The sequence below is a fragment of the Halovenus marina genome (assembly GCF_051414115.1).
Classification (GTDB): domain Archaea; phylum Halobacteriota; class Halobacteria; order Halobacteriales; family Haloarculaceae; genus Halovenus; species Halovenus marina.
The window spans coordinates 949,822-974,812 of record NZ_JBLKNZ010000001.1 but is presented as its reverse complement, the minus strand read 5'-3'; the positions used below and the strand labels follow the sequence as shown (position 1 = coordinate 974,812).

Here is a 24,991-nt window from a genome sequence, read left to right as displayed (position 1 = left end):
TTCGCAATATTGCCTCCACCAGACATATCTCGCTCCCGTCCCAAGAGAGAGCGTGCAACAGTCGCCATTCGATGGGAGTGGATCGGACGCTGTGTTCGGGGGTGGGGACAGTGGTCGCTCAGCCAATCACGAGGCTGTTCGGCCCATTCTCGAACGCTGGTCGCGTTCCTACGGGATGGAGCGAGTCAAAAATCGGCTCCGTGGACTGTTGGGCGCTGGGGGCGCAATCATCCTCCTGCAGTTGGTCTTCGACCCCGGGGGGATAACCGGCGCGTTGCTGACGCTGTGGTTTCTGGTCTCCCTGCCATTAGTAGCAGTGACGGTCGTGTTGCTGGCCGTCATCCGCGAACCGAGCCGGATCGACAATATCCGCTGGGACAGAACCCTTTTCGGAGCCATCGGGCTGGTCTTGCTCGCTGAACTGATTCACACAGGACGTGACAGCGCGGTGGGGCGTGCGCTCTGGCAATTGCTGTTCGGTGAGGCAAACCCCGACGGTGACACTGAGTTCGTCACCGAGGAATCGTCGGTCGACCAGACACAGGTCGACCGCATTCGGCGATACGTTCAGTTCGCAATCATCGCATCACTTGTGGTCGCCGTACTCGAACCGTTGCTGCTCGGCACGTCAATCAGTGAGAACTCAGCTCCTACCATCGACCTTCAGGGTGTCTCTGGACCGGCAGAAGTGACGGTGGTCGGACTCGTTGCGCTTTCGATCGGGTTGTTCATCGGACTCTTCCTCGCAGTCTGGAACGAATAGCAAAGCCAGGGCCAGCTTTCGCATTAGATTCGAAATATACTGCGGAAGTATGCCTGTAGATCAAAGCAACAAGGGGGTTAAACGAGGAACCCGTAGGTTCGAACACGAGATGCCCACACGCACACAGCAAATCGAGATATCGGGGATGTCTTGTGCGACGTGTTCGTCGAACATCGAGGAGGCGGTGTCGAAACTCGACGGCGTCGAGCGGGCGAGCGCCAACTTCGCCGCCGACGAGGGCACTGTCACCTACGACCCGGAAACTGTCTCGTTGAAGTCGGTATTCGAGGCTATCGAGAGCGTCGGCTACGACCCCGAACGTGCAAGCGAGACCATCTCGGTGCAGGGGATGTCGTGTGCGACCTGTGCGGAAAACATCGAGGGCGCGCTGTCTGACGTGCCAGGCGTGCTCGATTCGGACGCGAACTTCGCGACCGACGAAGTGTTCGTCTCGTACAATCCCGCAGACACGGACTTCGATGCGGTCTACGAGGCGATCGAATCGGCTGGGTACGAGCCAGTTCGGGAGGAATCGGAGGGGAAAGACCACCGCGAGCGCGCAATCGAGCGAGAGCTCACAACGCAACGCCGTCTCGTCGTCTTCGGTGGCATCCTCACAGCACCGTTTATCGTGCTGATGCTTGAGATGCTGTTTGGGATATCGGTTATCCCCGAGACGATATTCGGCGTCGAATTCGGCGTGGTCGAGTTCGTCCTCGCCACAGTGCTGATGGGGACGCTCGGTCGCGAGTTCATCGAGGGGGCCTACAGCGCGCTGGTCAACAACCGACAGGCGAACATGGACACGCTCGTCGCAGTCGGAACGAGCACGGGCTACATCTACAGTGTTGCCGTCCTCGGAGGAATTATTCCCGAGGGTGGACTGTACTTCGAGGGGGTTGCGTTCATCCTCTGGTTCATCACGGTCGGCAACTGGCTCGAAGCCCGGTCGAAAGCCCGGGCGGGGGACGCCCTCCAGAAGCTACTGGAGATGGAAGCCGAGGAGGCGACCATCGTGGTCGACGGCGAGGAGCGGACCGTTCCGCTCTCTGAGGTCGAAGTCGGTGACGTGATGAAAGTCAGGCCCGGCGAGCAGGTGCCGACAGACGGCGTCGTGGTCGACGGACAGAGCGCGGTCGACGAGTCGATGGTCACGGGCGAGTCCGTCCCCGTGGAGAAAGACGAAGGTGACGAGGTCATCGGGTCGACGATAAACGAAAACGGCGTGTTGCTGGTCGAGGCGACCAGTGTCGGTGAGGACACCGCGATCCAGCAGATCGTCAACCGAGTCAAGGAGGCCCAGAGCCGCCAACCCGAGGTACAGCGACTCGTCGACAGAGTGGCCGCGGTGTTCGTTCCCGCGGTCATCGTCAACGCCGTGACGTGGGCGACGCTGTGGTTTCTCTTCCCGAACGCGCTGAGCGGGTTCGTCGGGTGGCTTCCGCTGTGGACGCCGGTCGGCGGTGGTCCGGCAGTCGCCGTCGCAGGCGGGATTCCACTCGTCGAATTTTCGATGATCGTACTCGCGAGCGCGTTGCTCATCGCCTGTCCGTGTGCGCTCGGTCTCGCGACGCCAGCGGCGACGATGGTCGGGTCGACGATCAGCGCCCGGAACGGCGTCCTGTTCAAGGGCGGTGACGTGCTCGAACAGGCCCGAACCATCGACACCGTCGTCTTCGACAAGACCGGGACGCTCACTCACGGCGAGATGGAACTGACCGATGTCGTGTCGGCGTCCGAGTTCGACAGCGCGGCCGCTCCGGACGGCGGCACACTCGCGGAGTCCCCGGAGATGGATGTACTCGCGGCCGCAGGGAGCGCCGAGCGGGGGAGCGAGCACCCGCTCGCGCAGGCCATCGTCGAGGGTACACGCGAGCGGGGTTACGACCCTGACGAACCGGAGTCGTTCGAGAACGTCCCCGGCCACGGCGTTCGAGCGACAGTCGAGGGCCGGGAAGTGCTGGTGGGCAATCGAAAGCTCCTCCGGGACGCTGGAATCGACATCGACCGGGCCGAGTCGACGCTCGAACGCCTCGAAACCGAGGGCAAGACGGCGATTCTCGTCGCAGTCGACGGCGAACTCACTGGCGTGCTGGCGATGGCAGACCGGGTTCGCGAGAGCGCAACGGAGACGGTGGCGACGCTGCGCGAGCGCGGGTTCGAGGTGATGTTGCTGACCGGGGACAACGAACGGACGGCACGGGCAGTCGCAGACGAGATCGGGATCGACCCCGAGAACGTTCGTGCGTCGGTGTTGCCCGACGAGAAGGCCGACGCCATCGACGCGATACAGGCGGACGGAACGCACGCGATGATGGTCGGGGACGGCGTCAACGATGCACCGGCGCTGACGAACGCGGCCGTCGGCGTCGCCATCGGGAGCGGCACCGACGTGGCTATCGAGAGTGCGGACGTCACGCTGATGCGCGACGACCCAGCCGACGTGCTCAAGGCGCTGAACGTATCGGCGGCGACCATCACGAAGGTCCACCAGAACCTGTTCTGGGCGCTCGCGTACAACGTGACGCTCATCCCAATCGCCTCGCTCGGCCTGCTGAACCCCGCACTCGCCGGGCTTGCGATGGCCATATCGAGCGTCTCGGTGATGACGAACAGTCTCGCATTCATCAACTACGACCCGCGCGAGCGGTACGTGTTCTTGCCCTTCCGCCCCATCGCTGCGCTCCGGAGCGAGCGATCGAAGCCATTTAGCAACCCACGGGAGGAGTAACGGGTATGCGTATCGCCGAGGAGTTCGACGACTGGGCCGAACGCGGGAAGGACCGCGGGATGGAACAGCGCCACTGGCACACGGCCAAACACGCCCTCTCGCGGATGCCCGTCGAGGCAGGCGAGACGGTGCTCGACCTTGGGACTGGGTCGGGCTATATTCTCCGTGCGCTTCGGGACACGGCAAACATCGGGCGCGGCTACGGTCTCGATGGGTCGCCCAAGATGCTCGAAAACGCCCGCTCGTACACCGACGACGAACAGGTCGGGTTCGTCCGTGGCGACTTCGACGAACTCCCGTTTGCGACCGACAGCATCGACCACGTGTTCTCGATGGAAGCGTTCTTCTACGCGGCAGACCCCCAGCAGACGCTCACGGAAATCGCTCGCGTGCTCAGACCCGGCGGCACATTCTACTGTGGAGTGAACTTCTTCGAGGAGAGCGTCCACACCCACAAGTGGCAGGACAAGGTCGACATCGAGATGATACTGTGGAACAGACAGGAGTATCGCGACGCCTTCCGCGAGGCGGGGTTGTTCGTGGCAGAGCAGGAGATGATCCCCGACACCGAAACCGAGATCCCACCCGAATCGGAGTTTCCAACCGAGGACTGGGAGTCACGCGAGGTAATGTACGAACGATTCCGGGAACACGGGACACTCCTGACCGTGGGTGTGGCTCCGGACTGAGCGAGCACTGAATACACAGACTCGTCCGTTCCGCTATCCCTCGACGATTCGCTGTGCCGCTCTCCGGGCGGCGGCGACGTGTTCGTCAGCGGTTTCGTCGCCGGTTCCGTCCAGTTCGTCGAGCAAGTCGAGGATCTGTTCGACGCGCTCTTCGATCCGTTCCGTGTCCAGATCGGCCTCGGTGAGGTCTTCGGCAATTGCCTGTGCCTCGCCAAGGATGCGATTTGGTTCGGTTTCCAGAGGGTGCTGTTCGGTTGCTTCGAGATGGTCGTGCAGTGAACTGACCAGATCGGCAGTGCGGTCCATCGGTCAGACCCCCTCGTCGACGATGACGACTTCCCCGTCGACGACGTCAACATCGACGAGCGTCTTCGGTTCGTACGCGGTCCCAGCGAGTCGATCCTCCCCCCCGACCTTGCCGATGACGGCGATGGCGTCTGCGATCTCCGCGCCGACATCTTCGAGTGCGGTCAACAGCGCCGAGAGCGTGCCGCCAGTCGAGAGCACGTCGTCGAGCACGAGCACCCGGTCCCCCTCGTCGATGTCGTTGATGAACATCTCGTTTTCGTCGTAGCCGGTCACCTGCGAGAGCGACACCTCACCATCGAGTCCGTATTGGCGCTTGCGGACGATGACGAGCGGAATATCAGTCGCCAGCGAGACGCCCGTTCCGATGTGGATCCCCATCGCTTCGGGGACGACGATCTTGTCGGTCGTCTCGACCGGCGCCGTCTTGACGATCTGGACGACGATCTCTCTGAGCAAGGCCGGTTCCAGCATCGGGACACCGTCGCTGACGGGATGAACGAAGTAGTGATAGCCCTCCTTCTCGACGACCGGTGTCTCACGCAGGGACTGCTTGAGTCTGTCCATGCCTCGGATAGAGGCAGACGGAGTAAAAAACTGCGGTTAATCGACAGAACGAGTCAGTTGCAGACGAGTCGGTCGCGGAGTTACGCCGAGGAGAGGACGGATACGCCCGTATTCGGCCAGGATCAGACAGCGCGGACGAGAGAGTCGCTGACTGTCTCGACGATGGCGATCAACAGGTCGCCAAGACCAGCAAAGTAGTACAATCCACTGGCGACCAGAAAGAGCGTCCCGACAGCGCCGGTCAGTCCGAGTACAGCCGCAGCAAGGCGACGGCCACGCCCGTTGACTGTCGCGAGCGTGCCCGTCACAGCACAGATCAGGCACGCGAAGAGTGCAATCCGGGCGTGGAACTGGGCCGCCTCGGCCACGACGAACCGCTGGGCGATCAGATAGACGACGAACAGTTGCCCGCCGATCAGGACTCCACCCAGATACGACCACAGAACAGTCCGTGTCCGAACCAGCCCCCGAACAGCGTCGGAGCGAGCGAGCAGATACAACCCCAGTGGATACACCGGCAGCAGGTATCGCTGGGTGATCTGTGCGTGGAGCGGCAACCGCGAAAGATACAACAGCACGAACGCGACGATCATCGCTCCCGCAAGCACCGTGGGCGGACGGGGCCACGACGGGCGGCGGTCCCGGACTCCGAGCACGCCAGAAGCGACGGCAGCAGCAGCGACGCCGAATACGGGGAACGATTCGAGGATGGACAGGTTCGTTCCCGCAAACTCGAGTCGACCCTCTCGCAAGTTACCGGGAGAGCTTCTGACGACAACCTCGTAGAGCCGGTCAGGTTCGCTGAGGACAGCGAGGCTATCACCGATAAGATCACCGACCGTCGAGACGAGCCAGCCGCCGACGCCGAGGATGAGAAACGAAAGCCCGCTTGCAGCGACGCTGTCACCGAGTGCTGTCGGGGCTGGGAAATCGTGTAGCCCGCCGCCAGCGAGCGTTCGCGGTGGGTGGATGACCGATCCAGTCACGAGGTAGTTCGTCACTGCAGCGGGAACGAGCGAGATAGCAAACACACACGCGAGGACGGCGAGCGTCCGTCGGTCGGTTTGCTGTCCTGTCGGGAGGTCGACAGCGGCGAGTGCGAGAAACACGAACAACCCCTCCGCAGCGTGGATCCACGTCAGAAACCCGACGAGTGCGTAGGCTCCGCCGCGGTACGCGAGTTGCGTTTTCCGGGTTGTCGTGGACGCCTCCTGACTCCGGACGAACAGGGACAGCACGGCAACACAGACGAGCACGGAAAAGACGTGCCGTTTCGGGATTGTCGTCCAGAACCCGACAGGCGCGACGAGAACCCCCGCGAGGCCGACTATTGCGCCCAGATGGCGGTCGTACTCGAACGCGACGAGTCGGTAGAGGGCGACGGCGACGAATCCAGCGGCCACGACAGTCGTCAGTTGCAACGCGAGATGTGCGAGGCTGGGATTAGCGAGCGGCGTCAGCACCGCCACGTTGAGCGCGAACAGTCCCAAGGCGAGCGCGCACCCGCCGAGCGCAAACAGGCGACGGCGGTCGACGAGCACTCCCACCTGAACGAACAAACAGAGAACGAACAGGTGCCAGAGCGCGACGAGTCCGGTTCGCAGGTCCGCAACGAGGTCGATTGCCCAGACGAGTCCGAGTGCAGGCAGCGAGACGACGAGTTGGCCGTAGTTGCGTCCATAGACGCGCCCATCTCTGACCTCCGCGCCGGGCGAATCGAAGACGGGACCGTCGCCAACGCGTTCGATCCAGAGTCGACCGTCGGCCAGCGCGTCGAGCGTGGCGACGAGCGTCTCGTTGTCGTTGATAAACATATCCGTTCGCCAGAAGAGACTCACCACGCAGACAGTCCCGAGAAAGACGACGAACCCGAGTCGGTCCCGAAACAGCGCCCGTCCGAGTCGGATTTTCGTCCGCGAAAGCGCCCCCGATAGACGGTCGCTCATCGCGACACCTCGACGGTGACTGGGCGTTCGAAGACGGTCCGTTCGGTTTCCCCCCGCAGCGTGACCGCGAGCGTCGCGTCGTAGCTGTCACGGTCGATCCGGTCGGAGTCGAGCGTATCACGGTTGAACGAAAGCGTGAGTTGCCCCTCGCCGTGGCTGTCGAGGAAGTAGACGCTCGTTCGCTTGTATCCGAGTGCCTCGATGTCGAGCGAATATTCGAGGATCGGATTTCCGCGCAGATCCGACACCTCGATAGTCGCGTCGGGCGTCTGGAACACAAAGAGGTCCGTTCCCTGTTGACCAGCGGTGAGCGTTGCCGTATCAGATATCGTACCGACGGAGATCGTCGCGTTTCCGGTTTCTGGAGAGGTGATTTCCTCCTTGGAGAGACCAACGAGCCCGAGTGGCCCAGTCGCGAGGGCGACTGCGACGATCACAATCGCCGTCGCCACGACCACGCCGCGCTCGATATCCATTATTGGGTCAGACGGCCGCACGAACATAAGTGTCATCGGAATTGACGTGCCGCTACCGACCGTGAAAAAACGGAGAATGGATGCCGCGTTATGCGTCTGGGCCGGAGTCTTCGCTCAGGGACGCAGTGTCACCCTCGCCGCTGTCCCAAGCGACCGTGACCTCGTAATCTGAGCCGACACTATCGATAGTGATCCGGTCTCCTGCGCCAATTTCACTTCCTTCGCCCCCGAGAGCTGTGGAGTCTTCACTATACCATGTTTGCCCACTTATTCCGCCCTGACTATCTTCGCCCTCGATGTAAATGTCACCAGCGGGGACCGCTTCCCCGCTGTCGACCGAGATAGTCAACTGGTCGCTTCCTTCGTCGTAATCGAAGTTGAAGCTCGTCGTCGGTTGTACTTCGTTTGCCGAGTCCCCCAGCCCCAGGACGAACGATGCGATGACGGCTGCGAGGATGACCGTGATTGCAACCATCAGGATCACACCGATGACCGGGCTGACCGCATCGTCGTCTTTGAGTAGTTGTCTCAATCGCATGCAAACGCTCCAATTATGGAGACCTATTTAATAGTTATGTATCATTCAAAGTGGAAGTGATAGAATCGGGAGACGGCGGAGGCTTTTTCACGACGAGAAGATGCGAAAATTCGGGTTCTCGGCGAAGTCTCGCTCTAGTTCTCAAAATGGATAATGATAGCTGGAGATCGTCCAGAGCGCTAATTTGCCGATAGAAGGCATCATCTTCACAATATCGCGAATATTTTTCTGTGAATATCATATTTGATTTTTAGAGGTCAGAATACGACGGTCCGCTGGCGCGCGGCGGTGGATATTCAGAAGTGAGACGGCGTTCGAGCGTCGGATAGGACGGTACTGGCCCGACAGATGGCGAAGCAGCTTCGAGACGTACAGGAAGCAATCACCCGGGTACGCTGAACGTCGAGAGCCTCGCAGAGTCCTGACCGGTTTCGCTTTCCCACGTCACAGAGACATCATCGCCGTCGTCGGCACCGACGACAATCTGGTCACCGGCAGAGACGATACTTCCGGTGCTGTACTGGGGATCGATGGATGTATCCCCGGCAAAATTGCCTCCGGAACTCGAATCGGTCACCACGTTCAGACGCGCTGCGTCGATCGATGCCCCGCCACCGTGGGTGATCGTGACCAGATGGTCGAACCCGGATTTATCGAACGAATCGGTTCCGGTACCATCGTCCACATCGAAACTGAAACTCGCCTGCGGTGCTGTCTGTGAAACCTGTTCGCCAAGCCCGAGCACGAACGTCGCGATGACGGCTGCGAGGATGACCGTGATCGCAACCATGAGAATGACGCCGATGACCGGACTGACCGCGTCGTCGTCGTGAAAGAGTTCGTTCAGATTCATACGTTCTTGTTCCCACCGTCCGCCGGTATGTTACCGGAACGTCCGCCTGAAGAGTCGCACGTGCGATATATAAAAACTCGCGTCCAATTACAGGAAGTGAAAAAGACTGGCGTCTGTGGCCTGAACGTGTGTCAGTCGAGTTCGCGAGCGAGTCGCTCCGCGATCCGTGCGGCCAGATCGGCTTTCGCTCCCTCGATTCGCTCGCTGTCAGCGCCGTCGACGATGAGCGCCTGCGTTTCCTCGTGTCCCATGACCGACGCCGGGTTCGCAACGACGAACGCCAGGTTCGCACGGTCCTGAAGTTTCCGAGCATGCTCTGTGAGCGAGGATTCCACGTCTGCGGTTTCGGCCTTGAATCCGACGATCGGCAAGTCGGGACGAGCGTTGCGAACCGTATCGATGAGCTTCGGCGTCGGCACGAGCGAGAGGTCGAGTGACTCCTGTCCCGAGCGAATCTTTTCGGCGGCGGTCTCTACCGTGTAATCCGATATCGCCGCCGCGGAGACGAGCGCATCAGCCTCGTCGACGTGGGACTGCACCGCAGCGGTCATCTCTGCTGCGCTCTCGACGGACTCGACAGTTGCCCAGGGCAGGTCAGGACCGTCGTGAACGACCACGACGTCTGCTCCGCGAGCGTAGCACGCACGGGCGACCGCACGCCCGGTCTTGCCCGACGCTCGACTGGAGAGCGTTCGGATCGGATCGATCGATTCCGTCGTTGCGCCGCTTGTCACGATGACGCGCTCGCCAGCGAGCGAATTGTCGCCCGTTGCGCGTGCACACTCGGTGACGATGGCGTCTTCGGCTGCGATTTTCGCCTTTCCTTCCTCGATTCGCGGGTCGACGAGGCTCACATCCCAGGACTCGATTCGGTCGAGTGCGTCCAGAACCCCCGGATGGTCGTACATCGGTTCGTGCATCGCTGGCGCGAGCACCACCGGGCAGTCTGCACCGAGTGCCGTCGTCGCACACGTCGTCACGGGCGTGTCGTCGACGGCAGCGGCCATCTTTCCCACGGTGTTTGCCGTCGCCGGTGCGATAAGAAACACGTCTGCCCACCCCTCGCGCCCGCAGAGTTCGACGTGTTCGACGCTTCCCGTTATCTCGGTCACGACGGGGTTATCGGTCGCGTATTCCAGCGCCCACGAGTGGATGATACCCGTCGCGGCAGGCGTCATCACTGCACGAACCGTCGCGCCCTGCCGCCGGAGTTCGTGGGCTAACTCGACAGTTCTGACCGCCGCTATCGAACCGGTGACGCCCAGCGCAACCTGCACTCCTTCCAGCATATTCCAATTGCTGTCCCCTGCGTATATAAATCTCCGCGGAGGAACTCGTGGAAACTTCGCCCGACGAAACCGTCGCGCTCCCTGTTCAACCTTCGCATTCTGTCCCGCATCGTCCCGTTTCCGTCCGTTTGTTTCACTTTCACTTTGCTGTTAACCGGGCTTTATGTGGTGGGGGGCACAAGGGACGTGTATGTCCACAGGTGAAGAACTCGAAGACCTGCCGGGAGTGGGCCCGGCGACAGCAGAGAAGCTTCAAGAAAACGGATTCGATAGCTATCAGGGGATCGCTGTCGCTAGCCCGGGTGAACTCTCGAACACAGCCGACATCGGCGAGTCGAGTGCGGCCGACATCATCAACGCGGCGCGGGATGCGGCCGACATCGGCGGCTTCGAGAGTGGGGCGACCGTCCTCGAACGGCGCGAACAGATCGGAAAGCTCACGTGGGGTGTCGAGGAAGTCGACGAGCTACTCGGCGGCGGCGTCGAGACCCAATCTATTACCGAGGTGTACGGCGAATTCGGCGCTGGCAAATCCCAGGTGACACACCAGCTCGCAGTCAACGTTCAGCTTCCAGCCGAGTACGGCGGGCTGGAAGGGAGTGCGATTTTCATCGACTCCGAGGACACCTTCCGCCCGGAGCGAATCGACGACATGCTCGGCGGCCTCGACGACGAGATCATCGAGGCGACGATGGTGCTTCACGACATCGCCGAGGAAGACGACGCCGACGCGACCGACGAGACGCTCTACGAGGAACTGCTCGATGCGATCCTCGACAAGATCCACGTCGCGAAGGCGTTCAACTCGAACCACCAGATCCTCCTCGCCGAGAAAGCCCAGGAGATCGCAAGCCAGAGCCAGGACGGAGAGTTCCCTGTCCGACTGCTCTGTGTCGACTCGCTGACCGCACACTTCCGTGCGGAGTACGTCGGCCGTGGTCAACTCGCGGACCGTCAGCAGAAGCTCAACAAGCACCTCCACGACCTGATGCGGGTCGGCGACTTGAACAACACCGCCGTCGTCGTCACGAATCAGGTCGCGGCCAACCCGGACTCGTTTTTCGGCGACCCGACACAGCCGATCGGCGGCAACATTCTCGGCCACACCTCGACGTTTCGCATCTACCTCCGCAAGTCCAAGGGCGAAAAGCGAATCGTTCGGCTGGTCGACGCGCCGAACCTCGCAGACGGCGAAGCTGTCATGCAAGTGACCGGCGACGGGCTCGTCCCCGAATAGCGCATCCACCGGAGTGAAAGTAAAATAGCACGGTTCGGTCGGGATGCCGTATCGGGATTTCGAGGTGAAAGTAGCGGGTTACCGCCATCGAGACCTGTCGAGCAGGTCTGGTGTCGGGATCTGACTCGCGACGGTGAACTCGAGCGAGCCATACTGACGCCAGACAAGCAGGCAGAACGCTCCCGCGACGAGTCCACAGAGCGCCAGCAGACTCCCGTCGAGTCCGAAGGTTCCGCCGACGAGTGCCGTCGGGCCGTCGCGTTCGAGTGCGAGCAGTGCGGTCGACGAGTCGATTCCGCGGAACGGTGTTCCAAACACCGGGCCGACGAGGAGTGCCCAGCCCGCATGAACACCGAGCGCGCCAGCGAGTCGACCGGTGGCGGCGACCAGACAGCCGACGACGAGCGAGAACAGAAAGAGCGTAGTCAGCGTCACGCCAGCGGCGTCCGAGAGCGGGGCATGAACCACAGCAAAGAGCACAGCACTCACGAGCACGCCACTGAGAACGGCGCCCCGTTCGGTCGTCGCTCCGGCAAGCCCCTCAGCGACGTTCACGAGAACGAACCCACGGAAAACAAGTTCGTAGAAGAACACAAACAGAAGCAAAAAGAACACCCCGGCGACCGTTCCAGCGATTGGAGAAAGCCCTGCAAACAATCCAGTTTCAGCCGAGAGTGCGCTTGCATCGACCGAGAGATGGCCGGAAATCAGCCCGGCAAGAACGGTGACACCGGCCATCCCGGCCCCGATAGATAGACCCAGCAGTGCATCTGCCCGCCAGCGACTGTCGATGCCAAGCCCGTAATCCGAGAAATGGCGTCTATCGACAGCGCGCCCGATAGCGAGAATACCGAGAACGTACATCCCCATCACCGCGATAACGACGGTTCCCTCGGCGGTACCACGATCAGCTCCGAAGACAGTCTCAAACAGGGATCCTACGGCATCAACGACCAGAACGACGACGAGAAACGAAGCGGCCATCGCGGCCAGCCGAAGCGGTGCCCGCAACCGACCCTGGTCGTCGTTCCAGAGCAGTTGCCTGATCCCCCCGAGTATGATCCGCATGGCTATGACTGTCGGCTGGGCGTATATAAAACCAGTCAGATTTCACCGCGCATGACGTCGAACAGACGCTCTCGGAATTCCTCGCGAGTGAATCGTTCGCTCTCGGTGAGTAACTCCCCAGTTGCGGATCTGGTTTCGACGAACTGGTTGAGTGGGATCTGACCGCCGCCCATCCGCTCGTGACCGCCAGCGCCCGACTCGGGGATCGGATCCACAGCACGTTCAAGCGAGTTGCCCATGTGAACTCGGTCGTCCCGCGAGCGACCGGAGATGCGGAGTTTCTCGTCCTTGTCGGCGATAACGACGACGGCAGTCACGCCTTCGAGCCGAAGGAGTTCGTCTGCGGCCTCGGGCACGGCGTCACCGTTCGAGACGGTGCCGACATCGCTGATCACGAAGGCGTTTCGCATCTCGCGGTCGCTTATCGCACGCGCTTTCACGTCCAGAACCTCCGGGTCAACTTCCGGGTTGGCGATGCGGTCGAGTTTCTCCTCGTCGACACCCTGATACAGATATGATGCGGCCCTGAAATCGGCGTCCGAACAGCCACTCGTGAGTGATTTCGTGTCCGACTGGATTCCGTAGAGCAACCCGGTCGCAACCGTCGATGGGATCGCGTTATCAGAGGTGACGTCCACATCTGGGTCGACCGGCGTCCACCCCAGATCCGACAGATACCCGCTCAAGATGGTTGCACAGGCCCCACTATCGGTGCGAACGTCGGTAAACGTCGACCCCTCGCCGTCGCCGGGGTGGTGGTCGACGACTGCAACAGGATCGATCCGTCCAGCGTCAGCGAATCCGCGTGGTTCGTTGTGGTCGACGAGAATAACCGGATCACTCGCGATCGATCTGGCCTTTTCGACGCGCTCGAAGTTCGCACCGATGACGGTCTCGAACGCGCGGTTTTCCGGGCGTCTGATCTGCCCCGAGTAACACAACCTCGTCTCCGTCTCGGTCTCCTGTGCGAGTTGCCCGACAGCGAGCGCAGACGCCATCGCGTCCGGGTCCGGATTCGGATGCATCAACACGACCGCGGAATCGAGCGACCCGAGCAGACGCTCGAACCGCTGGGCAGGCGTTCGTCGAAGCCACCGGAAGAGCACCCCGACCAGCACGAACACGACCAACATGGCCAGTACAGCGGCCACCGCAAGCAGTGGATCCTCCCGGAGCGCTGACGAGAGGGCATCGGCCCGACCACCGATAGCCCCGACTACCAGCATACCCCCGACTCCTCACGGCACATATATGTATATTGCCCTCCTGGAGCGACAGATTTGACGGCAGAGACGAAAGAATGCGAGGGGAAGTGTCGGATGCGACAGTCAAGAGCGCTACGGACCAGTTCCCGCTCGAAATGACTCGATTGCCGATCGGTATCCCTCTCTGAACGTCGGATACGACAGTTCGTAGCCGAGCGACCGGAGCCGTTCGTTGTCACACCGCTTGCTGGTCAGGATTCGCCGTCTGGCGGTATCGGAGACATCCCCCGAAAGACGCTCTGCTTTCGTCTGTTTCGGCGGTCGGTCGACGCCGCAGGCATCGGCAAGCCAGTCGGCAAATTCCCACTTCGAGACTGGTTCGTCGTCCACGACCAGCACCACGTCACCACGGGCGCAGTCGTTTCGAAGGAGGAAGGCGACGGCGCCAGCCGCGTCCGCCCGATGGATCATGTTGAGATATCCCTCCGTGACCGGTCCGTCGAGGTAGCGTTCGAGTCGATACCGCCCGGGACCGTAGAGTCCTGCGAACCGAGCGACCGTCCCGTCCATCGCCTCCGCGTCGAGCGCGACCCGCTCGGCCTCGGCGAGCATCTCCGTTTTCGCCGTCGTCGGGTCGATGGGTGTCGTCTCGTCGACCCAGTCTCCATCGTGGTCGCCGTACACGCCTGTGCTCGACGTGTAGATGTATCGGTCCGGCGGGTCGGCGCGCGACTGAAAGTGCTCGATCGCAGTGCGCTGTCCGTCGACGTAGATCGCTCTGGCGGCCTCCGCGTCTCGGCCACCCGAACTCGCCGCGAAGACGACGGCGTCGGCGTCTGGAACGGCTTCGAGTGACTCCGCGTCGGTGATGTCAGCTTGCACGCCCGCAAACCCCGCTTCTTCGATCGATTCGGTACCAGACTGTGACCGCCTGACTCCGATGACCTCGTGCGTGTCACTGAGCTGTCGTCCGAGTTCGATCCCCACGTAGCCACAGCCGAGTACGACGACGGTCATCGCTTCTGGCTCTCGATGTAGCGGTGCAACAGGGCGTACTCGTCGAGCGTGATCGGATACCGCCCCTCGACTTTCTGTTGAATCTCCTTGGGGTCGAGTTCGTCGTCGATACCGGCGGCGATAGCCTCGACATCGAGGACTGCCATCGACATTCCCATGAGGAGGATATCCCGCGCTTCTGCCGTCAGCGTCTCCGCGTCGGGGAGTGTGTCATCGGTGCCGAGAATCGCCATCGCTTCTTCGAGTGAGAGGTCCGGAGATTCGCCATCGAGAAGCACATCGATCTGTTCCCTGTCGATCCCCGTCTCTGTCACGACGCGCTCGACGCCGACAGCCTCAATTGTCTCCGCGAGTCGGCTGTCGTAGGCCTCGCGCAGTTCCGACTGTGTCAACTCACCAGCGGTCTCGAACCGTCCGCGTAGCATACTCGGGATTACGGTCCTCCAGGATATATAGTGCTCTGATCGTCTTCCTCGGGACGACCCGGACGTGGCCACCCCGGCGAGGTTTCGGTCTGTCTGCCATCCACGTCCCCAACACCTCGGGGACCCGGCGGCACCGCAACCGCGATGTCCGCGCTCGTGTTGAACGTGATCCGCTCTGTCGAGCCGAGTCGCTCAGTCTGTCCGTCACCCGTGACATCAAGGCGGACAGTCGAGTTGTCTCGGACGTACACGAGGTCACCGCCCGGCCGGTCGCCCGATCCGTGCGGAGTGCGGACGGTAAATCGGGGATACTCGCCGCGAGCTTCGACGAACCAGAAGTTCACCGTAGCGACCCACGGGAGCGGCGGCGGCGCAACCGGCGCACCTTTCGGGAAGTTGCTCAGCGCGACCCCCGTCTTGTTCTTGTATGCGAGTTCGACCACGCGTTCGACACCGTCTTTGATTTCGGACGCGGTCTTTGCCCGGATCCGCTCCTGAACGTAGCTATCAGCGGAGTCGACTACCGACGCCGCTGGACGGACGTCGCCACTCGCCCGTGCCTTCTTCAGAATCCAGCCGAGTTCGAGCCGAAGCCTGCGACGGTCCCCCTCCGAGAGTTCAGTCTCCCACCGAGAGAGAATCGTCGATTTGAGCGCGTCTGCGCCCGCTTCGTTCGTCAGCGCGAGCGCGCGTCCGCTGGCCGTCTCCCACCGTGAGAGCGCAGCGGAGACCGCTGCCTCGCGGCTGTCGTCGTCACCGAGGTCGTACTCTGAAAGCAGGGATGCGACCTTCCGTTCGGTGGTCACGATACCTCGCGTCACGCGGCCTTTCAGACGTCTGTACTCGTATTCGATCCGATTCCCGTCGAACTTGGCCGGGGGGACTGTGATCGGTTTCCAAGCGCCCGTGTACGATGGATCCACCGTAGTATTGATCGTCCCGTTGTCGGCTGCCTGTTCGACGGCAGCCAGTGCGTCTGCGGCCGAATGAAGCGAGGTTCGTTGCGGGCCTGAGAGCGCCCCCAGCAGCGAACTGAGCAGCGAATCGGCAACGTCACCGTACGGTGGCTCGATAAGGTTCGTGTTCTTTACGACGAGTGGATGTTCCACCCGGCCGTCGGGAAACGCCGCGACGATAGAATCGTCGACCGCCTCGCGAGTGAGATACGAGGGGCGTGAATCGACCCGCATCGTGACGGCTGCACCAGGGGACGGCTCATCCGTGTCTTCCAGTCCCGCTCGCAGCCGATCGAACTGCCCGTCTGGCGGTTCGTCCATATGGTCGTCGAGATCCGATTTCTGGTTGTCGTGTTCGGTCGCGAGCGTCACCAGCTTGCGGTCGAGCCAGTTCAGGTACTGGATCTGGGCGGCGACGCTTGCCCGGTGCGCGACGGAACGGTACGCGTCCGGGATCGTCAGCAGGTCCGAGCGGCGTTCGTTCAATCGTTCGCGGAGTTCGGCGGGCGGATTGACCTGGAAGGTCGCAATTTTGCCGCGAGTGGTCGTGACGTTTATCTCACCGAGGTCAGCACGGAGCGCATCCAGATCCTCGAAGATCACTGCATCGAGTTCGTCCGGATACTTGCCGAATCGCTTCGCTGTGCTGGTGTTGAGCGTTCCCCTGACAGCCCGAACTGCGAGCGTGGACGGACCACCCCGATCCGCGACTAACGCATCGACTGCGGGTGGAATATCAGCGAGATTTGGCCCGTCGAGTGGGCCGCCAGGCTCGTAGACAGTTGTGACGTTGCGGGCCGGTGCCGGGCCGTTCGTGTGCCGACCAAGAACGGACAGTTCGACGGTGTAGTTCGTCTCGACGCTCTCGACAGTCGTCTGGGTCCCATCCGGTGTCTGCCAGCGACGTGTCGTCGTTTCGTTTTCGACCACGCGATAGGTAAAATACTCGTGGCGGTTCCAGTGTCCAGTAGGCGGATCGGGCTCCGAGCGGTTCTGTTCGATCGGTGTATACGCTGTCGTCTGGTCGGTTCCCAGAAGCGTCCAGTTCTCCCCAGAAGCGTCGGAACTGGTGACAGTCGAATTACGCTCGGTGACTGTCGGTTCGATCCGAATATCTTCGCTGTAGGTGTCGTTGATCGTCTGCTCGAAGTCGAGATCCAAACTCGACTCGACTCCGGGGAACAGAGAATCGGAGTCGTTCCCGGGAGCGAGGAAGTGCCTCCCTCTGACGAAATTGACGAGTTCCGTGTCGGCAACCTCGGCGAGACGGATCGTCTGTTCGTCGTCGGGGCTGGGGGCGTCCGAATCGGGTTCGAAGTTCTCGAGTGAATCTGCAGGCGTGTGTTTGAGATAGCCCGCTGCCCGCGCCTCCTTGAGATACGAGAGTTCCGCCACGTCGAGACCAGCGAGAAGATCCGTGATCCCGGTATCGACGACGGCCGCTCGGTGGGCTTCCCGTCCGAGCGGGTCGCTGTGGCCGAACACGTCCCGCTGGATGTCGAGGATGGCGCTGTTGGTGTACAGACTCACGTGTCGGTTCCCGATCACGGACTGGATCGGCGCACCACTGTACTGTGCCCAGCCGCGTGCCCACGCCGTGGGATACAGCCGTGTCGAGAGCCGCTGGCCGAGTCCCGTTTCGAACCCCTCGGAGTTGAGTCGGCGTTCGTACTCCTCGACACGGTCGTGCACCACCAGGATCGGTGTGTCCACGACCAGTTCCGGAGCGACAGTTTGGTTTGCGAGTTCGTCGTCGCCCGCGGTTGCAGTGAGCGTGACTCCCTCCACACGCACTCGGAGCATCGTCCCGTTCGGACCAGCGCGTTCGAGCGTGACGCGGTCACGCGCTGCCCGGAGTTGCGCCTGTGTGCCCGTCGGAGGGAGTGTCGCGTTCATCGCGAGTCCATCTCGCGTGTCTTCGAGTTGGTGTAGCCCCTCCCGAAACTGCAGATAGAGGCGGAGTTTGAGCGCATCCTCAAAGGTTCTGTTCTCACGCAAGACACCACCCGCCGGTGTGTCTGCGGCCGTGGTTACGGGTTCGGCCGCAGCGTGACGGCTCGCGGTCATCGTCGCCTCGCGGAGCGTGGTCTGTACCTCGACAGTGTGGCGCTCCATCTGTCGGTCCACGTCAGGTTCGCTGGATACCGTCGGCTGTACCGACGCCACGAGCGCAACACTTGTGAGCAACACCAGCACGCCGATCAGCGCAAACGGGACGTATCCGCGGTCAGTCATGTCTCCCACCGCTGTATCCGTACCCACGCACGCCCTGCTGTCAGTGCCGCTGCCGCCTCTGTCGGTGAATCGAACGTCTCTCTCATGTCTTTCCTGAGTCGTGCCGCGAGTCCGTCGGTTGCGTACTCAACCAGATACTCCATCTCGGCCTCCACAAGCGCCCGACGCGCGTCGAACTCCTCGGCGGCGAGAATCTCGTACCGATTGGCCATCGCCGCGATAATCAGCGCGTCACGGAGCGGACGCTCGCCCGCAGTCGTCGGCGCCATCGCTTCGACGAACGACGCTGCGACCGCTCGCGAGAGCGTTTTGTAGTCGCCGTCGGCGTCGACGGCCAGTTCCGGGAGCGAAACGGTCCGGATTGCGACCTGCACGTCCGCGTTTTCGGGTGGCTGTGTGCCAGCCTCGAACTCCCCGACGAGTGTCGCATTGGGATACGGTTCCCAGCGCGCGGTGACCGCCGTCCGGGCCGGAATTGTTGCCTCGATTCGCGACCGAACCGTTTGCCGAAACCCGACCGTCTCGGGTGCAATCTGCGTCTCTCCGATGACTGTTGCAGCGAGCGCCGCCCGGCCTGCAAGTCCCGTGAATGTCCCGTGTCGTTCCCGCCGATACCGGGACTCGGCGACGTCGTCTGCATCCTCGATCGGGACGGCCTGATAGGTGACCGATGCCGTCGAACTCGACAGTACCGTCGCCGTCTCGTCTGCCACGCTGTCGGTCTGTGGCTGGGACACCGGGATGGTCAGCGCCAGCACAGCAGCCGAAATCAACAGCAGACAGACCGCGACGTCGAAAACCGTACTGATCGCTCTCATCGCCAGACTGCCACCCGAAACTGGCCGGGGGCGACTCGTCCCGGCCCAAGTCGAACGCTGATGCGTTTCTTCGCTGTCCGTGCATTCGTCGGGGGCCGTGGCCCCGCTGCGAACCAGTGGTCTGTCCCCCGTATCGTGACGTTCGCCCGCCAGCCATCGGGCAGAGTCTCGTGAATTCGGTCGAGACGAGATGGGTCGACGACACCGACGTCGGCCACCGCCTCGACGCTTCTATCGAGGATCAGGTCTGGTGTCTCCCGGGAATCGCTCTTGCCGAACAGATCAGTCACGACGCCAGCGTACAGCGTGAGCGCGGCTGCGATAGCCAGTACGGCGGCAATCGCGGCGAGCGGTTCGACCTGCCCCCGTCTGCTGTCGGGCGTCCCGTGCTGCTCATCCGACGAGCGTCGCATCTGTCTCCCCCCACGAGACGCGTGTGACGACGAGTCGTTCGGGTGCCGGTCGCCAGTCGATCCGATCTGTCGCGCGGTCGATGGCAGCGGCGAAGTCCGCTTCGGTCTCGAACACCTCGCGCGGCCGCTTGCCATCGATCACAGAGCGCAGCGGCCCAGATTCGACTGGCGTGACGGGACCGTACGCCAGGGTCGCGTGTTCGCTCCCTCCGTCGGTTCGGAGGCCGATCTGATGCGGGGTGATCCGGATCTGTTCGCCCGTGAGTTCGATCGTTTCGCGTGGTTCGTGTGGACTCGACGCAACTCGGTCGACAGCATCGCCCACCGCTGCGGCGTCGGGCGGCACGCTCGACGGCAGCGAGAGAACGAGGCCGAAAACGGTGATGCTCACCAACCCGACGCCGGCCCAGGCGTACCACGCATCGAGTGATATCTCGAACACGGGGCGTCTGGTCCCTCGTTCAGATATAAACCTCGGGGTGAGAGGGTCGATGTGCTGGGCCGAACGTCCCGGTCAGGGGTGTGTGAAGTACGCTACTGCAGTGCTGTCAGCGGGCAACTGGTCGAGACGGGCAAAGCCGACGCGCTCGAACTGGAGCAGGTCGTCGGGTTCGTACTCGGCAACGCCGGGTTCGGCGTAGCCGGTCACGTCGCCATCCATCGTCCGAAGACGGAGCGGGACGTTCTCGCCGGACGGGACCCAGTGTGCGATGTCGACGTCCCCCTCCCTGACCGCGTCGAGGTCGGTTCCGGCAAACTCGAAGGCGTTACGCGTGTGCCGGACACAGCCAAAGCCTTTGAGCCACACGCGCTCGCCGCGAGGCGGAACGTCGGCGTCCTCGATGAGTATGCCGCTCCCGACCGGAATCGAGCGTCTGCCGCGCTCCTCGTGGTCGGGGTGAACGGGAGGGTTGCCTGTCTCGGGGCCGCCGATCACCTGCTTCTCGACTGCGCCGCCGCCGTGGTCCGGATCGTCTCGAACGAAGAACGCGCGGTCAGTCTCGTCGTCGACGAGCGCGCGGTTCTCGGCGTAGATGCTCGACAACGCGAGATCCACGTTCGAGGTGGACATGCCGAGTTCGATCATCGCGTTGACGATGGCCTCGCCGCGGATGCCGCGCCTGCGGAGACTGGCGACGGTCGGGGCTCGCGGGTCGTCCCAGCCGTCCAGTTCGCCCGCCTCGATCTTCTCGCGAATCGTCGACGTCGACATCGCGACGTCGTAGCCCTCGATTTCGACGTGCCCCCAGTGGAGCACTTCGGGGTACTCCCAGTCGAAGTAGTCGTACAGGAACTGCTGGCGCTTGGCCGAGTCCTGCAGATCGATGCCGCGGATGATGTGGGTCACGTCGGTGAGGTGGTCGTCGATAGCGCTCTGGAAGTCGAGCATCGGCCAGCAGCGATACGCTGCGGCCTCCTCGCGGGGGTGTGGTTCGTCGATAATGCGGAACGCGACCCAGTCGCGGAGCGCCGGATTTCTGTGTTCGATGTCGGTTTTGACCCTGAGGACCATCTCCCCTTCGTCGTAGTCGCCGTCGACCATCGCCTCGAACTCCTCGCGGACGGTCTCGACCGACTTCGAGCGGCTTGGACTCGGCTCACCGGCGTTTTTCAGTTCGGAGAACTCATCTGCGGGAAGCGAACAGGTGTAGGCACCGCCCTTCTCGATGAGGTCACGCGCGTGGTCGTAGTAGGTTTCCAGCCGGTCGCTCGCGCGGAGTACCTCGGCGGGTTCGAAGCCGAGATACTCGATTGCGTCGAGAATCGCATCGTACGCGTCGAGATCCGGCCGTTTCGTCGCCGGGTCGGTGTCGTCGAATCGACAGAGAAAGGAGCCATCGTAGCGGTCGGCGTAGGTGCCGACGACGGCAGCCATCCGGGCGTGACCGATGTGCCACGGGCCGTTGGGGTTGGGCGCGACGCGCATCCGCACCTCGTCGACGTCCTCGCCTCCCGGCAGGTCGGGGAGCGTCCATTCGTCGGCTTCGTCTTCGGATTCGAGTTCCTCGACTCGCTCGGGAGCGAGTTCCGCCAGTCGCTCGTGCTGGCTCTCCCGGTCCATCTCGTTGACCCGCTCGACGACCGGTGCGACGACGCCGGGGATCTCGTCGCCGTACTCGCGAAAGTCCGGGTTCTCGCCCATCATCGGCCCCATGATCGCGCCCACCTGCGCGTCGCTGTCGTGTTTGAGAGCGTTGTACAGTGCATCGATCTCCGCGCGCTCTCGCACGCGGTCACGGATCGTGTCGTCCATTATCGAGGAGTTGGGGACGCGGGGATGAAAACTGGGCCGGTATCGATCCAACGGTCCCTCGACGCGCGAACGGCGACGGTCAGCTATCCTCGTCTTCGGGTTCGTAGACGTTCTCCCGGGCGGGGAACTCCCCGTGTTCGACCTCCGAGACGTACTCCGAAACTGCATCACGGATGGTCTCGCCCACGTCGGCGTACTGCTTCGAGAGTTTGAACGCCTCGCCCATGCCGAGCATGTCGGTGACGACGAGCACCTGCCCGTCGACGTTCCGTCCGGCACCGATCCCGATGGTCGGCACGTCGACAGCCTCCGTGACGCGCGTGCCGGTCTCCTCGGTGACGGTTTCGAGGACGACCGCAAACACGCCAGCATCGACCAGTTTTTCCGCCGTCTCGACCAGGGCATCGACGTGTGCGGACCCAGTCTGTCCGCGCCCCTGAATGTAGGGGCCGCCGATCTGGTGCATCCGCTGTGGCGTGAAGCCGACGTGGCCCATCACCGGAATGCCGAGTTCGGTCAGGCGGTCGATGATCTCGATTGTCGTCTCGCCGTGTGGCGCGGTTTCGAGTTTGACGGCGTCGGCCCCCGCCTCCTTCATGAATCGCCCGGCGTTCTCGACGGACTGCTCCATCGACGCGCCGTACGAGAGAAAGGGCAGGTCGGCGACGACCATCGCATCGTCGACGGCGCGGTCGACCGCCGCGGCGTTCGACAGCGCCTCCTCCATCGTCAGCGGGAGCGTATCGTCGTAGCCGAGGTGATTGTCGCCCGCCGAATCACCGACGAGGATCATGTCGACGCCGCCCTCGTCGACGAGTTCTGCGATCGGAGCGTCGTAGGCAGTCAACATCGTCAGCGGTTCGCCCGCCTCGTATTTCGAGTGAATGTCCTGCACCGACGTTCGCTTCATATGCGTGAGAACACACCCCGGATAGTTAATCTCGCCGTCTGCTCGGGAGGTCTGTTCCGAGCGTTGAAGTGTGACCGGGCCAAGCCAACCGCATGCGTGTTCACTGGCACCGGCGCGACCTGCGAGCGACGGACAACCGCGCACTGACCGTAGTGGAGGGGGCGTCAGGCGAGGGGCAGGTCGTTCCGCTCTTCGTCTTCGACCCCGACGTGCTCGACCACGCTGCGCCGCCGCGCGTCGCGTTCATGCTCGATGCGCTCGCGTCGCTGCACGCGGAGTACCGTGCGCGCGGCGCTGACCTGTATTTCGCTGAAGGCGACCCGGTCAATATTCTTCCCGCAGTCTGTGACCTCGTGGATGCAGATGCAGTTTCCTGGGGTAGAGACTACTCTGGACTCGCCCATGAGCGCGACAGCGACGTGCGGCAGGCGCTCGCGGACGTCGACGTCGACCGGCGAGCGGTTCACGACAGTGTCCACCACGAACCCGGCGCGATAACGACGAACGACGGCGACCCCTACAAAGTGTTCACCTACTTCTCGAAGAAGTGGCACGACCGCGAGAAGCGAGCGTCTGTCGAACCGCCGGACTCGGAGCAATTCGTGACTGACGTGCCCGATGCCGACCTGTTTCTGGACGAACGCCCCACACTCAGTGCGCTCGGGTTCGACGAACCTGAAGCGTCCATTCCGCCTGCCGGGACCGAGCACGCCCGCGAGCGTCTCGACCAGTTCTGTGCGGAGGACATCTATCAGTACGCGGAGCGGCGCGACTATCCAGCGAGTGAGGGGACATCGCGGCTCTCGGCCGACCTGAAGTTCGGCACCATCGGGATACGGGAAGTGTACGAGCGAACAGAGGCGGCAAGCGCGGACGCAGAGAGCGACGACGAACGCGAGTCAGTCAGGGAGTTTCAGGACCAACTCGCCTGGCGGGAGTTCTACACGCAGGTGCTCTGGGACCGCCCGGACGTGGTTCGAGCGAACTACAAGTCCTACGAGAATCCGATCGAGTGGCGCGACGACCCCGACGAGTTGCAGGCCTGGAAAGACGGACGGACTGGCTATCCGATCGTCGACGCGGGGATGCGCCAACTCCGCGCGGAGGCGTTCATGCACAACCGCGTGCGGATGATCGTCGCTTCCTTTCTGACCAAGGATCTGTTGATCGACTGGCGGGAGGGGTATCGGTGGTTCCAAGAGAAACTCGTCGACCACGACACCGCAAACGACACCGGCGGCTGGCAGTGGGCGGCCTCGACCGGCACCGACGCACAGCCGTACTTCCGGATTTTCAACCCGATGACACAGGGTGAAGACTACGACCCTGAGGGCGAGTACATCAAGCGCTACGTGCCAGAACTGTCGGACGTTGATCCGTCGGTCATCCACTCGTGGAACACGCTGTCACCGACACAGCGAGCAAAGGTAGCGCCCGACTATCCCGCGCCGGTCGTCGACCACAGCAGTCGTCGTGAAGAAGCTATCGAGATGTTCGAGCGCGCCCGCGGTGACTGATACTGCTGGCTGTACGCTCGGTGACCGAGATGTCGGCACGAATCTTCCGCCTTCTCAAGCTTTAACAGGTAGCCAGTCCACATACAGAGTGGAGGACGATACTATGACAGAACACTCAGACCCAGAGCTACCACCGCTTCCATACGACTACGACGCACTCGAACCGCACATCTCAGAGCAGGTGGTCACGTGGCATCACGACACGCACCATCAGGGCTACGTAAACGGCCTCGACAGCGCCGAACAGACCCTCGCCGAGAACCGCGAGAGCGGTGACTTCGGATCGTCTGCTGGCGCGATCGGAAACGTGACCCACAACGGCTGTGGGCACTATCTCCACACGATGTTCTGGGAGAACATGCACCCAGACGGCGGCGGCGAGCCCGACGGTGACCTGCGCGAGCGCATCGAGGAGGACTTCGGATCCTACGAGGGCTGGAAAGGCGAGTTCGAGGCCGCTGCCTCGGCCGCTGGCGGCTGGGCGCTGCTGGTGTACGACCCGGTCGCGAAACAGCTCCGCAACGTCGCCGTCGACAAGCACGACCAGGGCGCGCTCTGGGGTGCACATCCGATCCTCGCGCTCGACGTGTGGGAGCACTCGTACTACTACGACTACGGCCCGGACCGTGGCTCGTTCATCGACGCCTTCTTCGAGGTCGTCAACTGGGACAGCGTCGCTGACAACTACGAGACGTCGGTCGAGCACTTCGAGTAACGACGCCACGGCAACCCGATATTTTTTCACGGAGCCGATATCGGAGCGTTTACGCCGCTGTTT

General features: G+C 62.5%; 23 protein-coding genes. 6 read left to right on the top strand and 17 right to left on the bottom strand.

Translation table 11 applies throughout. The annotated features are described in order from the left end of the window. Window positions 1-52: 52 nt before the first annotated feature. From ACMGFL_RS04945 to ACMGFL_RS04935, 3 genes are all read left to right on the top strand, one after another. Entirely contained in the window at window positions 53-763 is a 711-nt protein-coding gene (locus ACMGFL_RS04945) for a hypothetical protein (RefSeq protein WP_436934426.1), read from the top strand. A 109-nt stretch (window positions 764-872) separates the two neighbouring features. After that, the gene (locus tag ACMGFL_RS04940; RefSeq protein ID WP_436934425.1) at window positions 873-3,494 is read left to right on the top strand and encodes a heavy metal translocating P-type ATPase; all 2,622 of its coding nucleotides are present in this window, start codon (window positions 873-875) and stop codon (window positions 3,492-3,494) included. Between the two features lie 5 nt (window positions 3,495-3,499). Further along, window positions 3,500-4,183: a class I SAM-dependent methyltransferase gene (locus ACMGFL_RS04935; protein ID WP_436934424.1), complete on the top strand. Its 684-nt coding sequence runs from the start codon at window positions 3,500-3,502 to the stop codon at window positions 4,181-4,183. 33 nt (window positions 4,184-4,216) lie between these two features. Here ACMGFL_RS04935 and ACMGFL_RS04930 read toward each other — a convergent pair whose 3' ends face one another. The 7 genes from ACMGFL_RS04930 to coaBC form a co-directional block, all read right to left on the bottom strand. Further along, on the bottom strand, window positions 4,217-4,489 hold the full coding sequence (locus ACMGFL_RS04930; RefSeq protein ID WP_436934423.1) for a DUF8152 family protein: 273 nt from the start codon (window positions 4,487-4,489) through the stop codon (window positions 4,217-4,219). A gap of 3 nt (window positions 4,490-4,492) precedes the next feature. Next, window positions 4,493-5,056, bottom strand: coding sequence for a hypoxanthine/guanine phosphoribosyltransferase (gene hpt, locus ACMGFL_RS04925; protein WP_436934422.1), 564 nt, complete (start codon window positions 5,054-5,056; stop codon window positions 4,493-4,495). A gap of 122 nt (window positions 5,057-5,178) precedes the next feature. After that, window positions 5,179-7,002, bottom strand: coding sequence for a hypothetical protein (locus ACMGFL_RS04920; protein WP_436934421.1), 1,824 nt, complete (start codon window positions 7,000-7,002; stop codon window positions 5,179-5,181). Beyond that, window positions 6,999-7,478 (bottom strand): hypothetical protein, encoded by a 480-nt coding sequence (locus ACMGFL_RS04915; RefSeq protein ID WP_436934420.1) that lies wholly within the window; start codon window positions 7,476-7,478, stop codon window positions 6,999-7,001. The genes ACMGFL_RS04920 and ACMGFL_RS04915 overlap by 4 nt, the downstream gene beginning before the upstream one ends. 88 nt (window positions 7,479-7,566) lie before the next feature. Continuing rightward, a complete protein-coding gene (locus tag ACMGFL_RS04910; RefSeq protein ID WP_436934419.1) occupies window positions 7,567-8,016 on the bottom strand; it encodes a type IV pilin domain-containing protein in 450 nt (149 codons plus the stop codon). 382 nt (window positions 8,017-8,398) lie between these two features. Next, window positions 8,399-8,869: a type IV pilin domain-containing protein gene (locus ACMGFL_RS04905; RefSeq protein ID WP_436934418.1), complete on the bottom strand. Its 471-nt coding sequence runs from the start codon at window positions 8,867-8,869 to the stop codon at window positions 8,399-8,401. Window positions 8,870-9,000: 131 nt separating this feature from the next. Beyond that, entirely contained in the window at window positions 9,001-10,158 is a 1,158-nt protein-coding gene (gene coaBC / locus ACMGFL_RS04900) for a bifunctional phosphopantothenoylcysteine decarboxylase/phosphopantothenate--cysteine ligase CoaBC (protein ID WP_436934417.1), read from the bottom strand. A gap of 190 nt (window positions 10,159-10,348) precedes the next feature. On the opposite strand from coaBC, the gene radA reads away from it, so the two are divergent. Next, entirely contained in the window at window positions 10,349-11,395 is a 1,047-nt protein-coding gene (gene radA / locus ACMGFL_RS04895; RefSeq protein ID WP_436934416.1) for a DNA repair and recombination protein RadA, read from the top strand. A gap of 78 nt (window positions 11,396-11,473) precedes the next feature. Here the strand turns inward: radA and ACMGFL_RS04890 are convergent, their stop codons facing one another. The 10 genes from ACMGFL_RS04890 to panB all read right to left on the bottom strand — a co-directional run bounded on the left by ACMGFL_RS04890 (window position 11,474) and on the right by panB (window position 22,696). Further along, on the bottom strand, window positions 11,474-12,463 hold the full coding sequence (locus tag ACMGFL_RS04890; protein ID WP_436934415.1) for a CPBP family intramembrane glutamic endopeptidase: 990 nt from the start codon (window positions 12,461-12,463) through the stop codon (window positions 11,474-11,476). A 35-nt stretch (window positions 12,464-12,498) separates the two neighbouring features. Beyond that, window positions 12,499-13,689, bottom strand: coding sequence for a DHH family phosphoesterase (locus ACMGFL_RS04885; protein WP_436934414.1), 1,191 nt, complete (start codon window positions 13,687-13,689; stop codon window positions 12,499-12,501). Window positions 13,690-13,800: 111 nt separating this feature from the next. Next, complete coding sequence (locus tag ACMGFL_RS04880) at window positions 13,801-14,685, bottom strand: SDR family oxidoreductase (RefSeq protein WP_436934413.1); 885 nt, start codon at window positions 14,683-14,685, stop codon at window positions 13,801-13,803. Continuing rightward, complete coding sequence (locus ACMGFL_RS04875) at window positions 14,682-15,110, bottom strand: DUF5791 family protein (RefSeq protein WP_436934412.1); 429 nt, start codon at window positions 15,108-15,110, stop codon at window positions 14,682-14,684. Before ACMGFL_RS04875 ends, ACMGFL_RS04880 begins: the two co-directional genes overlap by 4 nt. An 8-nt stretch (window positions 15,111-15,118) precedes the next feature. After that, the gene (locus ACMGFL_RS04870) at window positions 15,119-18,301 is read right to left on the bottom strand and encodes a DUF7286 family protein (RefSeq protein ID WP_436934411.1); all 3,183 of its coding nucleotides are present in this window, start codon (window positions 18,299-18,301) and stop codon (window positions 15,119-15,121) included. After that, window positions 18,298-19,119 (bottom strand): DUF7284 family protein, encoded by an 822-nt coding sequence (locus tag ACMGFL_RS04865; protein WP_436934410.1) that lies wholly within the window; start codon window positions 19,117-19,119, stop codon window positions 18,298-18,300. Before ACMGFL_RS04865 ends, ACMGFL_RS04870 begins: the two co-directional genes overlap by 4 nt. Next, window positions 19,116-19,532, bottom strand: coding sequence for a DUF7285 family protein (locus tag ACMGFL_RS04860; RefSeq protein WP_436934409.1), 417 nt, complete (start codon window positions 19,530-19,532; stop codon window positions 19,116-19,118). The genes ACMGFL_RS04865 and ACMGFL_RS04860 overlap by 4 nt, the downstream gene beginning before the upstream one ends. Beyond that, entirely contained in the window at window positions 19,513-19,974 is a 462-nt protein-coding gene (locus ACMGFL_RS04855) for a DUF7283 family protein (RefSeq protein ID WP_436934408.1), read from the bottom strand. The genes ACMGFL_RS04860 and ACMGFL_RS04855 overlap by 20 nt, the downstream gene beginning before the upstream one ends. A 72-nt stretch (window positions 19,975-20,046) precedes the next feature. After that, complete coding sequence (locus ACMGFL_RS04850; protein WP_436934407.1) at window positions 20,047-21,786, bottom strand: glutamate--tRNA ligase; 1,740 nt, start codon at window positions 21,784-21,786, stop codon at window positions 20,047-20,049. 79 nt (window positions 21,787-21,865) lie between these two features. Beyond that, entirely contained in the window at window positions 21,866-22,696 is an 831-nt protein-coding gene (panB, locus tag ACMGFL_RS04845) for a 3-methyl-2-oxobutanoate hydroxymethyltransferase (protein WP_436934406.1), read from the bottom strand. Between the two features lie 92 nt (window positions 22,697-22,788). On the opposite strand from panB, the gene ACMGFL_RS04840 reads away from it, so the two are divergent. Both ACMGFL_RS04840 and sod read left to right on the top strand, forming a co-directional pair. Continuing rightward, window positions 22,789-24,213: a cryptochrome/photolyase family protein gene (locus ACMGFL_RS04840; RefSeq protein ID WP_436934405.1), complete on the top strand. Its 1,425-nt coding sequence runs from the start codon at window positions 22,789-22,791 to the stop codon at window positions 24,211-24,213. A 103-nt stretch (window positions 24,214-24,316) separates the two neighbouring features. Next, the gene (gene sod / locus ACMGFL_RS04835) at window positions 24,317-24,928 is read left to right on the top strand and encodes a superoxide dismutase [Mn] (protein WP_436934404.1); all 612 of its coding nucleotides are present in this window, start codon (window positions 24,317-24,319) and stop codon (window positions 24,926-24,928) included. The last annotated feature ends 63 nt before the right edge of the window (window positions 24,929-24,991 follow it).

Excerpts from the sequence above, each read along its gene's own strand:
- ACMGFL_RS04930 (WP_436934423.1), bottom strand. The coding sequence starts at position 4,489 with ATGGACCGCACTGCCGATCTGGTCAGTTCACTGCACGACCATCTCGAA.
- ACMGFL_RS04840 (WP_436934405.1), top strand. The coding sequence starts at position 22,789 with ATGCGTGTTCACTGGCACCGGCGCGACCTGCGAGCGACGGACAACCGC.
- ACMGFL_RS04915 (WP_436934420.1), bottom strand. The coding sequence starts at position 7,478 with ATGGATATCGAGCGCGGCGTGGTCGTGGCGACGGCGATTGTGATCGTC.
- radA (WP_436934416.1), top strand. The coding sequence starts at position 10,349 with ATGTCCACAGGTGAAGAACTCGAAGACCTGCCGGGAGTGGGCCCGGCG.
- ACMGFL_RS04940 (WP_436934425.1), top strand. The coding sequence starts at position 873 with ATGCCCACACGCACACAGCAAATCGAGATATCGGGGATGTCTTGTGCG.
- ACMGFL_RS04905 (WP_436934418.1), bottom strand. The coding sequence starts at position 8,869 with ATGAATCTGAACGAACTCTTTCACGACGACGACGCGGTCAGTCCGGTC.
- ACMGFL_RS04870 (WP_436934411.1), bottom strand. The coding sequence starts at position 18,301 with ATGACTGACCGCGGATACGTCCCGTTTGCGCTGATCGGCGTGCTGGTG.
- ACMGFL_RS04860 (WP_436934409.1), bottom strand. The coding sequence starts at position 19,532 with ATGCGACGCTCGTCGGATGAGCAGCACGGGACGCCCGACAGCAGACGG.
- ACMGFL_RS04920 (WP_436934421.1), bottom strand. The coding sequence starts at position 7,002 with ATGAGCGACCGTCTATCGGGGGCGCTTTCGCGGACGAAAATCCGACTC.
- ACMGFL_RS04875 (WP_436934412.1), bottom strand. The coding sequence starts at position 15,110 with ATGCTACGCGGACGGTTCGAGACCGCTGGTGAGTTGACACAGTCGGAA.
- panB (WP_436934406.1), bottom strand. The coding sequence starts at position 22,696 with ATGAAGCGAACGTCGGTGCAGGACATTCACTCGAAATACGAGGCGGGC.
- ACMGFL_RS04910 (WP_436934419.1), bottom strand. The coding sequence starts at position 8,016 with ATGCGATTGAGACAACTACTCAAAGACGACGATGCGGTCAGCCCGGTC.
- ACMGFL_RS04890 (WP_436934415.1), bottom strand. The coding sequence starts at position 12,463 with ATGCGGATCATACTCGGGGGGATCAGGCAACTGCTCTGGAACGACGAC.
- ACMGFL_RS04935 (WP_436934424.1), top strand. The coding sequence starts at position 3,500 with ATGCGTATCGCCGAGGAGTTCGACGACTGGGCCGAACGCGGGAAGGAC.
- hpt (WP_436934422.1), bottom strand. The coding sequence starts at position 5,056 with ATGGACAGACTCAAGCAGTCCCTGCGTGAGACACCGGTCGTCGAGAAG.
- ACMGFL_RS04885 (WP_436934414.1), bottom strand. The coding sequence starts at position 13,689 with ATGCTGGTAGTCGGGGCTATCGGTGGTCGGGCCGATGCCCTCTCGTCA.
- ACMGFL_RS04865 (WP_436934410.1), bottom strand. The coding sequence starts at position 19,119 with ATGAGAGCGATCAGTACGGTTTTCGACGTCGCGGTCTGTCTGCTGTTG.
- ACMGFL_RS04850 (WP_436934407.1), bottom strand. The coding sequence starts at position 21,786 with ATGGACGACACGATCCGTGACCGCGTGCGAGAGCGCGCGGAGATCGAT.
- ACMGFL_RS04880 (WP_436934413.1), bottom strand. The coding sequence starts at position 14,685 with ATGACCGTCGTCGTACTCGGCTGTGGCTACGTGGGGATCGAACTCGGA.
- coaBC (WP_436934417.1), bottom strand. The coding sequence starts at position 10,158 with ATGCTGGAAGGAGTGCAGGTTGCGCTGGGCGTCACCGGTTCGATAGCG.
- sod (WP_436934404.1), top strand. The coding sequence starts at position 24,317 with ATGACAGAACACTCAGACCCAGAGCTACCACCGCTTCCATACGACTAC.